At 55.0% G+C, this 12,185-nt stretch carries 10 protein-coding genes and 5 pseudogenes; 10 read left to right on the top strand and 5 right to left on the bottom strand.

The genetic code is table 11. The annotated features are described in order from the left end of the window. Positions 1-166: 166 nt before the first annotated feature. From GV827_RS17420 to GV827_RS17430, 3 genes and pseudogenes are all read left to right on the top strand, one after another. On the top strand, positions 167-1,009 hold the full coding sequence (locus GV827_RS17420) for a cobalamin B12-binding domain-containing protein (protein WP_164355089.1): 843 nt from the start codon (positions 167-169) through the stop codon (positions 1,007-1,009). A gap of 14 nt (positions 1,010-1,023) precedes the next feature. Next, positions 1,024-2,427 (top strand): transcriptional regulator PpsR, encoded by a 1,404-nt coding sequence (gene ppsR, locus GV827_RS17425; protein ID WP_235930413.1) that lies wholly within the window; start codon positions 1,024-1,026, stop codon positions 2,425-2,427. Positions 2,428-2,642: 215 nt separating this feature from the next. Further along, positions 2,643-2,836 (top strand): annotated as a pseudogene (locus GV827_RS17430) (transposase); the annotation flags it as partial. On the opposite strand, the gene GV827_RS23435 reads toward GV827_RS17430, so the two are convergent. Further along, positions 2,781-3,524 (bottom strand): hypothetical protein, encoded by a 744-nt coding sequence (locus tag GV827_RS23435; protein ID WP_204325952.1) that lies wholly within the window; start codon positions 3,522-3,524, stop codon positions 2,781-2,783. The pseudogene GV827_RS17430 and the gene GV827_RS23435 overlap by 56 nt on opposite strands. 183 nt (positions 3,525-3,707) lie before the next feature. Next, positions 3,708-4,151, bottom strand: a pseudogene (locus GV827_RS23655) (IS6 family transposase); the annotation flags it as partial. Positions 4,152-4,531: 380 nt separating this feature from the next. Between GV827_RS23655 and GV827_RS17445 the strand changes: the two are divergent. The 5 genes from GV827_RS17445 to GV827_RS17465 are packed head-to-tail and all read left to right on the top strand — an operon-like array spanning position 4,532 to position 8,728. After that, positions 4,532-5,392, top strand: coding sequence for an FAD binding domain-containing protein (locus tag GV827_RS17445; protein WP_164355091.1), 861 nt, complete (start codon positions 4,532-4,534; stop codon positions 5,390-5,392). Continuing rightward, positions 5,392-5,874 carry a (2Fe-2S)-binding protein gene (locus GV827_RS17450; RefSeq protein ID WP_164355092.1) on the top strand — a complete coding sequence of 161 codons (483 nt, stop codon included), beginning with the start codon at positions 5,392-5,394 and terminating at the stop codon, positions 5,872-5,874. The genes GV827_RS17445 and GV827_RS17450 overlap by 1 nt, the downstream gene beginning before the upstream one ends. After that, a complete protein-coding gene (locus GV827_RS17455) occupies positions 5,871-8,132 on the top strand; it encodes a xanthine dehydrogenase family protein molybdopterin-binding subunit (RefSeq protein WP_164355093.1) in 2,262 nt (753 codons plus the stop codon). The genes GV827_RS17450 and GV827_RS17455 overlap by 4 nt, the downstream gene beginning before the upstream one ends. Beyond that, positions 8,129-8,377: a MoaD/ThiS family protein gene (locus GV827_RS17460; RefSeq protein ID WP_235930414.1), complete on the top strand. Its 249-nt coding sequence runs from the start codon at positions 8,129-8,131 to the stop codon at positions 8,375-8,377. Before GV827_RS17455 ends, GV827_RS17460 begins: the two co-directional genes overlap by 4 nt. 36 nt (positions 8,378-8,413) lie before the next feature. Then, positions 8,414-8,728: a helix-turn-helix domain-containing protein gene (locus GV827_RS17465; protein WP_164355094.1), complete on the top strand. Its 315-nt coding sequence runs from the start codon at positions 8,414-8,416 to the stop codon at positions 8,726-8,728. Here GV827_RS17465 and GV827_RS23660 read toward each other — a convergent pair. Continuing rightward, a pseudogene (locus GV827_RS23660) lies at positions 8,652-9,167 on the bottom strand (IS630 family transposase). The gene GV827_RS17465 and the pseudogene GV827_RS23660 sit on opposite strands and share 77 nt — an antisense overlap. Continuing rightward, a complete protein-coding gene (locus GV827_RS17480; RefSeq protein ID WP_164354995.1) occupies positions 9,134-9,541 on the bottom strand; it encodes a transposase in 408 nt (135 codons plus the stop codon). The pseudogene GV827_RS23660 and the gene GV827_RS17480 overlap by 34 nt, the downstream one beginning before the upstream one ends. An 18-nt stretch (positions 9,542-9,559) precedes the next feature. On the opposite strand from GV827_RS17480, the pseudogene GV827_RS24120 reads away from it, so the two are divergent. Continuing rightward, positions 9,560-9,704: pseudogene (locus GV827_RS24120) on the top strand (IS110 family transposase); the annotation flags it as partial. 202 nt (positions 9,705-9,906) lie between these two features. Here the strand turns inward: GV827_RS24120 and GV827_RS17485 are convergent. Next, positions 9,907-10,721 (bottom strand): annotated as a pseudogene (locus tag GV827_RS17485) (IS3 family transposase); the annotation flags it as partial. A gap of 175 nt (positions 10,722-10,896) precedes the next feature. Here GV827_RS17485 and GV827_RS17490 point away from each other — a divergent pair. After that, entirely contained in the window at positions 10,897-12,012 is a 1,116-nt protein-coding gene (locus tag GV827_RS17490; protein WP_164355097.1) for a CapA family protein, read from the top strand. The last annotated feature ends 173 nt before the right edge of the window (positions 12,013-12,185 follow it).

Genomic DNA, 12,185 nt, shown 5'->3' on the forward strand with positions numbered 1-12,185 from the left:
TACTTTGTTGCGCTCCCATATAAAAAGTATTTAAAAATAGGAAGCTAAGGAAAGAATTCCAAAATGTGTCAATATTATTTGACATTCTGGCAAGCCTCGAAGACCATATCGGGTGAATCCTGCACCATACTGCCCATCCCAAACGCCATCTGTCAGGGAGACAGGCATGCGACAAACTCAACGAACTGTCAGATCTCAGCCTCATGATGGGGTCAGTCAGGTCGTTTTGCAGGCGCTTTCAACAATCGCACCCTCAAGCGGATCGGACGGCGCGATCCGCAAGCCACTGGAAAGCTATCTGTGCCAGATGTTCGATTCGATGCTGCACGCCAGCGGCACTCGCCTGCTGGATGTGGTCAAGGATATGCGTCGTGCACGCATCACCAGCCTATCTATCGCCGAAACATATGTGCCGATCATTGCCCGGCGACTTGGCAATGCATGGCTGGCTGATACTGTTAACTTTGCTGCTGTGACCATCGGGTCCGCAAGGCTGCAAGCGCTTTTGCACAGGTTGGAATGTGATTGGGGTCTGTCCTGTGACGCCAAGTTTGACAGCCCACCAGCCTACCTTGTCGGCGTCCCGGAAGGCGTGCAACACACGCTGGGTGCGTCTGTTCTAGCTGGACAGCTCAGACATCGTGGTCTCTCGGTTCACCTGGAACTTGAGCTGACGGCAGAGCAATTGGCCCAACAAGTGCGTCATGAGCGATATTCTGGTGTCTTGATCTCTGCTTCTTCGCTTGATCATCTTCGGTTATGCAACAAATTGATTGAATGTTCAAAGAATGAAAGCCGGAACACGCCGGTAATTATCGGCGGTATTATTCTGGAACAGCATTCAGACATACAGTCACAGACACAAGCAGACCTCGTTACGTCTGATGTCTATGAGGCATTGCGACATTGCGATATAAGTGCGGCCGTTCAAGAAGATGTGCCTGCATTTCATGACCCTAGGGTGGTGCGGGGCCAGTTGGTGGATGATCGCAGAAGAGCCGCAGAATGATGTCTCAGAGTGAGATGACCTGGACGAGCGGATTGATCCCCATAATCGAACCGGAAATCGTTTCGGAAATCATATCGCGGATTGCTGATCTTGCATTGGTGATTTCCAGCTCCGGCACCGTGCTAGGCGTCTTGAGCAACCCGAACTCCAAGCTTAAATATGCATTTTCGCGTTGGGAAGGTCAGCCATTGAGCGCATATCTGACCGTCGAATCCATTCCCAAATTCGAGGAGCGCCTTGCTGCATTCGTGGCAAGTGGGGGCGCGGCTGTGCGTCCGGTTGAATTGAACCACACGGCCACGAGGGAACAGCATGAATTCCCGGTGCGCTACAGTTTCCACCGAATTGGCACAGACGGGGCAATCCTTTTGCTGGGCCAGGATTTGCGCCCGGTTGCTGAGATGCAGCAACAACTGGTAGCGGCTCAGATTGCGCTGGAGAAGGATTACGAGGCACAGCGCGAGTACGATACCAGACTGCGCGTTTTGATGGGTGCCATGCACGAAGGTACGCTGTTTGTCAGTGCCGGCACTGGTGAAATTACCGATTGCAACCCTTTCGCGGTATCCCTTTTGGGGGTTTCGCGGGGCGATGTCATGGGTCGGGCGCTGCCAGAACTTGTCAGTTTGGGTGATGGCGCAAACCTGCTTGACGCATTGAGCAGAGTCGCCAGTGCGCAGACCGGCAATGACGTCCGCGTGAAGACTGCGGGTGGCCGCGAGTTAAGCTTGCGGCCCACCTTGTTCCGCGCGACCGGAGAACAGATGCTGCTGTGCCAGATGGTGGATGCCGAAGGAATTTCGGTGCGCTCGGATGGTCTGGAAGAACACCTGAGCGAGCTATTTGATCGCGGCGCGGATGGCATTGTCTTCATTAACAAGTCAGGCAGCGTACTGAGTGCCAATGAGGCGTTTATGCGTCTGACGGATGTTGTGCATACGGAGGCAGTTAAGGGTCGGACGATAACGGATTTCCTTGGGCGGGGGTCGGTCGATCTGAACGTAATCTGCGAAAACGCGACCCGCACCGGAGCCATGCGCCTCTATGCCACCCGCATGATCGGAGAACACGGTGTCGAGATCCCGGTCGAAATTGCGACAACCTTTTTGAACAATGCGCAAGAGCCTGTCTTTGCGATGGTAATCCGGGACGCAAGCCGGGCTGAGATGGTGCGCAAGTCGAACAAGCAGATTACGGATGTTGATATGCGATCAGTTATTGAACTGATCGGCAGTCAGACCCTGAAAGGCATCGTGGCCAAGACCACGGATGTGATTGAAAAGATGTGTATCGAGACAGCGGTTGAGCTGACCTCGAACAACCGGGTGGCCGCCGCCGAGATGCTTGGGTTGTCCCGTCAGTCGCTGTATGTGAAACTGAGGAAGTACGATTTGCTGAAAAAAGAGCATGATGAATAGGCTCTTGTCAGCAAGATTGGTGTCTTAACGTTATCACAGATCAGAAATCCCTGAATATGTCGTGAAAACGGGTTGGAACCACCTTGGCCGTCTACTCATGCAAAAGTGGGTGACAGCCGTTTGCGCCTCCTATAGTGGGTCAGGCTTCTCGTGAGGCTTGCTTCTTGCTTTCCTGTTTGGATGTCAGATATGGCGGTTTTCGATGGGCAAGCGTCATCCTGTTTTTGCCGCCGTACTCGCCTGATCTCAACCCGGTTGAAATGGCGTTCTCGAAACTGAAGGCACACTTGCGCCGGATCGGGGCCAGAACATTCGGCCAGATGTTCAACGCACTTGCCGAAATCTGCGGCTTGTCACACCGCAGGAATGCTGGAATTATTTCTGCCAGGCCGGATACGGGTCAAGTTAAGAGCTCGTTGTTTTAGGTCTTTGGAGGAGGGTATTCGCAGCGCGTAGTTTCGAGGTTTTAGAAGTTTGTTAATGACCTGGTGATCTTGAAGCCCGAGACGGGCTGGTTGGAGCCACTTTCCCAGATCAATGGCGGCTGTCATGGCAAGTTGGGCCTTCTGCGTGATCGGATCAGTGCACGGATGGCTGCCAAGTCGAATCTCACGCTGGATGATCAGGTGCTGGAAATCGCGGAATCGCACCAAATGACTGTGTATCGCCCACCGATCTGGCGCACAGAAATTGCAGGCGGTCGAGCGAGAGCAGCCTGAGTTCCGACAGGCGTGCCAGACCTGGATCACACGGAGACAACCGTTCATGGCAAACGTGCTGCCAAGTATCAGTTTTATCGCCGCAATCCTGCTTAAGAGGAACATGGCCAAAACAACAGGCCGGTTTGCAAGCTGCTTGATTGATCTGTTTTGCTTTGCCCGTTGCAGTTGCTCAGCTCTGAGCACAAACTTCTCCTCCCTGTCATCAACTCTGGCATTGGCTGGTCGTCGATCCATCAGTTTGGATTTGAGCAGATTGCGCTGTCGGATGATCTGCTTTTCCTCATGGGTGAAGGCGACCTTCAGATGAGCTTCATGAGAGGTTGTCCTCAGGACAAACCCTTTTCGCACGGTGTGATGGCTGATGTATATCCGCATCTCTCAGCGCCTCTCGGCCAGAAAGGGTCGGGCGGGTGGGAATAAATCTGCGAGAGCAGATGAAGTCACGGGGCATAGAAGCCCAATTCTGCGTCGGTATGTGTCGGTATGTTCAGCAATATGTCCCCATACCGGACCCCCATAGAGGTTGGGGGTCCGGTATGGGGGTTAGAAAGGGCATTGTCACGTTAACTTCAGCGGACCCGCCAGGTCAAAAGGCCTGCAACTAGGCTGTAACGACATGAAGCTATTCGACTGCTGCGCTGGCGCGCATTTGACGGAGGATTGGCGGGAGATCAGTCGCCGTTGCAGATTGAAGTGATTGTAGGTCGCATCATGGACGGACAGAAATCGTTGCATCGCGCCGGGCGATTTGAACCTGCCCATTCAGCGTTCCCGTTGGCGTATCGGTTGGTGTGAAACCTCTGCCCGATTGTTTCATCGCCTACCTGTGACATGGAGATGAGACAAGCCAAGTTCGCGAAGCGCAGCCGAATAAGAACCCAGCTTGCCAGTCACAACTTCATCCGGAATGTAGCCCTGCATCTTCAGAAGCTTTCGCATGAATTTAATGGCCGCGCGCTTGTTTCTTCGAGATTGGGAAAGGACTTCGCCTTCATCATCGACTTGCTACAACTTCTTCGCCGCTGCTGGATATCAATCCGATTGAAGTGAACACGCTCTAACGTGACAAAGCCGTCAAGGTTATGGTGGATCACGAAAGGACAATCATCACAGACCCTCGAGATGCCGCCAAATCAGCCTGTTGCAAGCATAATTGCCTGCGATTGGACCCTCATAACTAAAAAACTGACGTATGCGTAACAGCAACTTGCGCTACTGTGGGGGAGGCAAACGAACAAAGGCAGCCGCTTGGTCGCATGCTTATGGTAGAAGGCAGCGGACGATGTCGTTTCGGAGCTTGCATGGCTGGCGCTTTGTAATGAAGGCTGTCTCAGCTATTGTGACAATGAAACGCCCGCGGTGTGACAGGGGGAAAACCACTCATGCGCTACGAAAGACCACAGACAATCGAGGACGCAACCGCGCTGCTCGCCAATGCGGATGCTAAGTCCTTCTTGCTCGCAGGCGGAACAGATCTGCTGGTTCGAATGCAGAACGACGATTTCGAGGCCGACCTGATCGTCGACATCAAATCCATCGCCGGTATGGGCAACATCACTGAGACTGGTGGTGGCTTTGTGATCGGGGCAGGCGTGCCCTGCGCGGCTTTGTCTGAAAACCCGGCGCTCTTTGTTGCATGGCCCGGCGTTGTCGAAGCCGCCAATCTGATTGGGTCGACCCAGATACAGGGGCGCTGCACCATGGTGGGCAACCTTTGCAACGCCTCCCCTGCGGCGGACAGTGTGCCTGCGCTGGTCGCTGCCAACGCCCGCGTTCGGGTGGCTGGTCCATCCGGCCAGCGCGAGATTGCAGTTCTCGATGTGCCGACGGGCCCCGGCAAGACTTCGTTGAAAAAGGGCGAGATCATCGAGGCCATCTTGCTGCCCAAGCGCGACGGGCGGGCAGGGGATGCCTACCAGCGATTCATCCCGCGCACGGAAATGGACATCGCCGTGGTCGGCGTAGGCGTCAACCTTTCCCTGGATGACGCTGGCATGGTGCAGTCGGCGCGGGTCGCACTTGGCGCCGTTGGACCGAAGGTCATTCTGTCGGATAAAGCGGCAGAGGCCATCATCGGTACCAAGCTGGAAGAAAGCGTGCTTGATGCGCTAGCCGCGGTCTGTTCAGACACCAGTAGCCCCATTGATGACAAACGCGGCACGGTCGCCTTCAGAAAACAAGTCGCGGGCGTCTTGGCGCGACGCGCGGCACAGACCGCCTATACCCGCGCAGGAGAGAAATGATGTCTTCAATAGCTGTCTCTACAACGATCAACGACGATGATGTCGAATTTCTCTGCCAACCGGATGAGACCCTGCTGGACGTTCTGCGCAACCGGCTAGGGCTGATGGGGGCCAAGGAAGGCTGCGGAACCGGTGACTGCGGGGCGTGCAGCACCATCATGGACGGGCGCGTCGTGTGCTCTTGTCTGGTGCTGGGGGCCGAAGCACAGGGCAAGACCATCGAGACTATTGAGGGCTTGGCAAACGGGGCTGAGCTGCACCCGCTGCAACGCAAGTTCATCGAACATGCGGCTCTGCAATGCGGTATCTGCACACCCGGGTTCCTGATGGCAGCCAAGGCACTGTTGGAGGCCAACCCTGACCCAACAGAGACGGAAATTCGGTTTTGGTTGGCGGGCAATCTGTGCCGCTGTACCGGCTATGACAAAATCGTGCGCGCAGTACAGGATGCCGCCGCTGAGATGAGAGGTGAAACAGCATGAGTTTCGACGCAACCTATCAAAACAAATCATTCAATTCTGTTGGCACCCGGCCCCTGCGCCCTGACGGGGTGGACAAGGTCACGGGCCGCGCGCGCTATGGCGCTGATTTCAACATGCCGGGCCAACTGGTTGCCCGCGTGCTGCGCAGTCCCCACGCCCATGCGCGGATCAAAAACATCGACACCAGCCGCGCCGAGGCGGTGAAGGGCGTTAAGGCCATCGTCACCGCTGCGGATTTGCCCGATCTGACGGACGGTGATGCGGGTCTATTTGCGATCCTCGACAATTGCATGGCGCGGGAAAAGGCGATGTACGATGGCCATGCCGTTGCCGCCGTTGCCGCGATTGATCAGAAAGCCGCGAAAGCCGCGCTGAACCTGATCGACGTGGACTATGAGGTTTTGCCTCACGTGGTCGATGTGGACGCGGCAACCCTGCCAGACGCGCCTGTCCTGAACGAGAAGATCTTTACTCAAGGGGTCGAGCCCACGCCGACAATGCCGTCGAACGTCGCCAATCGTGCTGAGTTTGGCCACGGCGACGTGGATGCGGGATTTGAGCAGGCCGATCTTATCGTCGAGCGCAGCTACAAGACAGAGCAGACGCATCAGGGTTACATTGAACCGCACGCCTGTGTGGCGAACTGCAACCCGGACGGTACGGCTGAACTGTGGGTTTGCACGCAAGGACACTTTGTCTATCGCCAGAACTGCGCAGATCTGCTTGGGCTGGAAGCGTCGAAACTGCGCGTGACCTCTTCCGAGATTGGCGGCGGCTTTGGTGGCAAGACGCATGTCTGGGCCGAACCCGTGGCACTGGCGCTGTCGCGTAAGGCCAATCGACCGGTCAAACTGGTGATGTCACGTGAGGAAGTGTTCCGTGCGTCGGGCCCGACAAGTGCGACCTCCATTGATGTGAAGATCGGTGCCAAAAAGGACGGTACCATCACCGCAGCCGAAGCAACATTGCGTTACACCAGCGGACCCTACGCTGGCATGTGGGCGGAGCTTGGCGCAATGACTTCCTTCGCCTGCTACGATCTGGAGAGCGTGAAAACCGTCGGTCTGGAAGTGGTCGTGAACCGCCCCAAAGTCGCGGCCTACCGCGCGCCCTCTGCCCCCATGGCAGCCTTTGCCGTGGAGAGCGCTATTGACGAATTGGCCCATAAGATTGGAATGGATGCAGTCGACTTCCGCATCAAGAATGCCGCATCGGAAGGCACGAAATCTTCCTATGGACCGGTCTATGGCCCCATCGGCATCGGACCGACGCTGGAGGCCGCCAAGACGCACCCGCATATGAGCGCACCTTTAGGTGAAAACCAGGGCCGCGGAATGGCCTGCGGATTTTGGTTCAACTTCGGCGGTCAGACTTGCACTGACCTTAACATCAGCGCCGACGGCACCGTTACGATTGCGGTTGGCACGGTTGATGTAGGCGGCTCGCGTGCGTCGCTGTCGCTGATCGCGGCGGAAGAGCTGGGGATCAGCTATGATGACATCAAGGCGGTGATCGCCGACACGTCCACGCTTGGCTATAATGACATGACCGACGGCAGTCGGGGGACGTTCTCGACCTCTATGGCCACGATTTCGGCGGCCCGCAATGCGATTGAAGTGATGCGGCAGCGTGCAGCACTGATGTGGGATATCCCGCTTGAAGATGTCTATTGGGAAGAGGGCCACGCCCATGCGGCGGGCACCAAGCACGGCAACCGCGCGCCGCTATCCGTAAAGGACATTGCCGCAGAAGCGGGAAATACAGGTGGACCTATTGCGGGCCATTCTGAGCTGGTGGCCGACGGCGCGGGAGTGTCATTCGCCACGCATATCTGCGATATCGAGGTCGATCCGGAAACTGGGTCCAGCCGTGTCGTGCGTTACACCGTGATCCAAGACGCGGGCAAAGCGGTGCACCCGTCTTATGTCGAAGGGCAGTATCAGGGTGGTGCCGCGCAAGGTATTGGTTGGGCATTGAACGAAGAGTATATCTACGGGGAGGACGGACGGTTGCAGAACCCCGGCTTTCTGGACTACCGCATCCCGGTATGCTCCGATTTGCCGATGATTGACACGCAGATCTTGGAGATTCCGAATCCCAACCACCCCTATGGTGTGCGAGGCGTGGGTGAGACATCCATCGTGCCGCCTCTGGCCGCTATCGCCAACGCGGTTTCGAATGCTGTGGGCGTGCGCATGGCGCATATTCCGCTCTCACCGCCGCGAATTCTAGCGGCGCTGAATGAGGCAAATGGATGATGGTTGACGTCACGCTCTGGGCCGGGCTGCGGCCGCTTGCGGACAACCAAAAAGTAGTACGCGTCGAGGCGCGCACCATCCGGGAACTGCTGCGGGAACTTGAAGATCGCTATCCGGGGCTGGCTGAGCCAATCAAGGGGCAGGTCGCCGTCGCTGTGAACGGCGTTATCTACCGCAATGACTGGTCGCAAGAACTTCCGGAAGATGCAGAAGTGTTACTGATGCGGCGGTTGGCCGGGGGGTGATGCTTTCAACCCCCGAACAGATGGGCATCGAGTGCCATGACCGACATCTACCAACAAGACCCTCACAATACAGCACCCTTTGCGGAAAGCGATCTTTGCTCCGCCGTTGGGCGGCAGGCGCGGGCGTTTCGGATGCAAAAGGGCATGACCATCGCCCAGCTTGCAGACGAAATGGGCATCTCCAACGGCATGTTGTCCATGATCAAGAATGGGCAGACCGCCCCGTCTCTCGTCACGCTCGAAGCGCTCTCGCGCCATCTAGAGCGTCTCGCCTTTAACTTGGGGCATATCCAGCCTCGCAAAAGTAGTTCCAGCATTCGTCTGGCGTGTATAGGCCGCAGATTTCGCTGAGGGCGTGGAAGAGGGCGTTAAAGGATCGCGCTCCGATACGGCGCAGATGGGCTGTCAGTTTGGAGAACGCCATTTCGATGGGATTAAGGTCGGGACTGTAGGGCGGCAAGAACAGGAATCAGCATCCTGCCCTGCGCATGGCTTTCTCCGCTTCGGCATTTTTGTGCGTGGCGAGATTGTCCAGAATGACGACGGTTCCGGGTGAGAGTTCCGGCACCAGCACCTTTTCAACATAAGCGGCAAAGGCTGCGCAATCCATTGCGCCTTTGATCACCCAAGGGTCGATCATCGCTTCGGCACTCAGTCCGGCGATAAAAGTCTGGGTACTCCATGAGCCGAACGGGGCGTCCATGACCAGGCGGCTTCCGCAAGGTGCCCACCCCCGCTGCCGCGTTAGATTTGTCTTCACTGATGTTTCGTCCATTGCCCGGCAGTGCATTGCGCAGCAATGTCACGAGAGGGAATAAAGACAAGCCGATCAGGGTGCGCTTGCATCGCAGGAAGGTGGTGCCTGAACCAGTTTTTGCGCCGCTCTTTCACATGTGCGCGCAACCGTTCGGTGGCAACCAGCGGCTTTTTTTTATATGTGTACCCAAGTTTGCGCAGAAATCGCCCGATGGAGGCTGCGTGTGCGGCAACGCCAGTGGCAACTTCCAATGCTCCGGGGGGTTCTGGCAAGGTGATATCACCATCCTGCGCCACCAGTTCTTCCAGAAAAGCTTGATGAGCAGACAATTTACCATGGCCAGACGGGCGGCCTTGGAGCTCTGGCTCGATCGAGCCCGTTTCCCGCAGCTTGCGTTGCCATCGCACCCCAGTGGCGGCGGACACACTGCCATCTCAGCCAAAATGGCGCGAACCGTACACGCCGTGGTCAAACACGGCGAACCCTATCGCCCCTTCTTTGAAGCGGGCGTGCCCAGGCGGAAGGACTTCTCTCTGTGGTGGCCGTGGAGGCAGGCAACTGACCTCGTAGATAATGTTCGGGCTTTCTGCTTGGGATTTAGGATCTCGTCTTAAGGACGGTGAAGTCCGCCATCGCGCGTACCTTGTGTTTGCTATGGGAGAGACCACTTCTTGACGGCAGAGCCCGTCTGGGCAAACTTAACAGGGCATTCGATCCCTCGGATGCCCCAAGACCTGCTGACCTAAGAAGCCAAATCTTCTCGACATAGGACGTTGTCCACGCGAATGGCCAACGGCTTTCCACGCCATGCGATGATCCGGTTCAGAGTTCGCACGACCCGTTCCGATGGCAATGAGAAGTCCACTTCGATGGCCAGGCCCTCGCGATTGAAGTCATCCAGCACTTTCAGTGTCCGGAAGGATCGACCGTCCGCGAGTTGATCCGCGATAAAATCCATGGACCAGACCTCATTTGCTGCTTCCGGCACGGCAAGGGGTTCTGGCTTTTCCCTCTGCAGCCGTTTGCGCGGTTTGATCCGCATGTTCAGTTCCAACTCCCGGTAGATGCGGTAGACGCGCTTGTGGTTCCAGCCAAAGCCTTTGACGTTCCGCAGGTGTAGGAAGCACAGACCGAAGCCCCACGTCTTCTTCGCCGTTGTCAGCGCGGCCAGCCAGTCGGCGATCAACTCGTTCTCATCGCTGAGCTTGGGCTGATACCGATAGCAGGTCTCGCTGATCGAGAACGCCCGGCAGGCCATCGCGATGCTTGCGGATCGATAGCGCACTGCCCACTCGGCCATCTCGCGCCTTTGAGACGGCCTCACCACGTTTTTCCAAGCGCCTCCTTGAGCAGATCGTTCTGCATGCTCTTCTCGGCATACATCTTCTTCAGGCGCTTGTTTTCCTCATCAAGCTCATTCATGCGGGCCATAAGGCTCGCATCCATGCCGCCATAATTCGAGCGCCACTTGTAGAAGCTTGCGCTGCTCATGCCGTGCTCTCGGCACAGAGCAGCAACAGGAACCCCGTTCTTTGCCTGCTTGAGAATGCTCATGATCTGAGCGTCGCTGTATTTCGATTTCTTCATCAGAATCTCCTCTTTCATCATTCGAGAAAATTCTACTTCTGCACACCGCTAATTTTCGGGGGGATTAGCCAGAACCTCTTCCAAAACGGGGGCCCATGTAATATTATCAAGTCTAAATGAGAAGCCGAGGTAGAAATTTGATAGCTAACCCCTCCATTGAAAAAAGAATGAAATAGTGAACTCGAACTCTGAATATTCCTCATCAACCTATTGCATAACATTTCTCGGGGATACAAATCCCGGCGAAACCTATCAACTTCGCAATGAGCAACTTGGACGAGAAAACATTCTTAAATCTCGAGGGTACGACTATGGATATGGCCAGTTCTCCTCATTTCTGAAAAGTTCCGACTTCACTATTGCAAACCTCGAAGCCGCAGTAACAAGCATTCGTCAATCGGAGCTGGAAGGCATAAAGCCTTATCTGGACTGGACTGACCCAGTTAAAACGCCGGCAGCCTTAAAGCGAGCTCGTATTGACGCCGTAAGTCTTGCCAATAATCATGTTTGTGATTTTGGCGAGAGAGGCGTCGATGAAACTATCTCTGCACTTAAGAATTTAGGTATACTGTATTTTGGTGCAGGCCTTAATGAACAGGATGCAGGAAAGCCACTCCACCATTTCTTCGACCTGAATTCCAAGAAACATCATGTTATTGTCGCGACGGGATTTGAACATCGACAAAATCATGTGAGGTGGAAATACTATGCGGACAAATCTAGCGGTGGAGTCAATAGATGGAGTAGAAATAAGGCGTTTGAAGAGATTCATTATCTACGTGAGAGTTTTCCGAGTGCTTTCATAATAGCATTTCCGCATTGGGGAAGTAATTATTGCTACGTGTCAGAGCGTCAAGAGCGCTTGGGCCGTTTATTAATAGACGCTGGTGCAGATCTTGTCATTGGACATGGCTCCCATATGATGCAGGAAATAGAAAGATATAGAGAACGCTTTATCGTATATAGCATTGGGAACTTTGTATTTAATTCACCAGGTCGTTTTAGAAAGTTTAAAGTTGCCCCTATTGGATTGATCGTAAGATTACTTCTTTTTGATAATGGAGAAAATTTGGGTTTCAAATTATGTCTTTATCCTATTCTAAGTGATAATCGAGCAACAAACTACAATGTTCGTCCGGTAGATGAGAGAAATCTTCGCGCGCTTATCCGCAGTTTTAGATCACCGAATGAGGATAAAGAGTGGTTACTCCAGAGCGGAAAATTATCCAAAGACATCTTTGGCTTTCACCTTAGCCTCTCAGATATGGGGAAAGGGAATCGGCAATCCTAGATGTTTGACCCCACGGTTTGATGGTGTGGTCCTTTCGTTGGAATGGTGGACCTGTCACGGTTTGATGCCGCTCCTTTGATAGCATTTATTGCAGCAAAGGAGACGAACTATGGGAACGAAACGGACGGACGAATTCCGCGCTGATGCGGTGCGGATCGCGCTGACGAGCGGGC

The organism is Sulfitobacter sediminilitoris (assembly GCF_010667575.1).
GTDB classification, from domain to species: Bacteria; Pseudomonadota; Alphaproteobacteria; order Rhodobacterales; family Rhodobacteraceae; genus Sulfitobacter; species Sulfitobacter sediminilitoris.

Bases quoted from the DNA above. Each gene is read 5' to 3' on its own strand.
- GV827_RS17420 (WP_164355089.1), top strand. From the start codon at position 167: ATGCGACAAACTCAACGAACTGTCAGATCTCAGCCTCATGATGGGGTC.
- ppsR (WP_235930413.1), top strand. From the start codon at position 1,024: ATGACCTGGACGAGCGGATTGATCCCCATAATCGAACCGGAAATCGTT.
- GV827_RS23435 (WP_204325952.1), bottom strand. From the start codon at position 3,524: ATGCGGATATACATCAGCCATCACACCGTGCGAAAAGGGTTTGTCCTG.
- GV827_RS17445 (WP_164355091.1), top strand. From the start codon at position 4,532: ATGCGCTACGAAAGACCACAGACAATCGAGGACGCAACCGCGCTGCTC.
- GV827_RS17450 (WP_164355092.1), top strand. From the start codon at position 5,392: ATGTCTTCAATAGCTGTCTCTACAACGATCAACGACGATGATGTCGAA.
- GV827_RS17455 (WP_164355093.1), top strand. From the start codon at position 5,871: ATGAGTTTCGACGCAACCTATCAAAACAAATCATTCAATTCTGTTGGC.
- GV827_RS17460 (WP_235930414.1), top strand. From the start codon at position 8,129: ATGATGGTTGACGTCACGCTCTGGGCCGGGCTGCGGCCGCTTGCGGAC.
- GV827_RS17465 (WP_164355094.1), top strand. From the start codon at position 8,414: ATGACCGACATCTACCAACAAGACCCTCACAATACAGCACCCTTTGCG.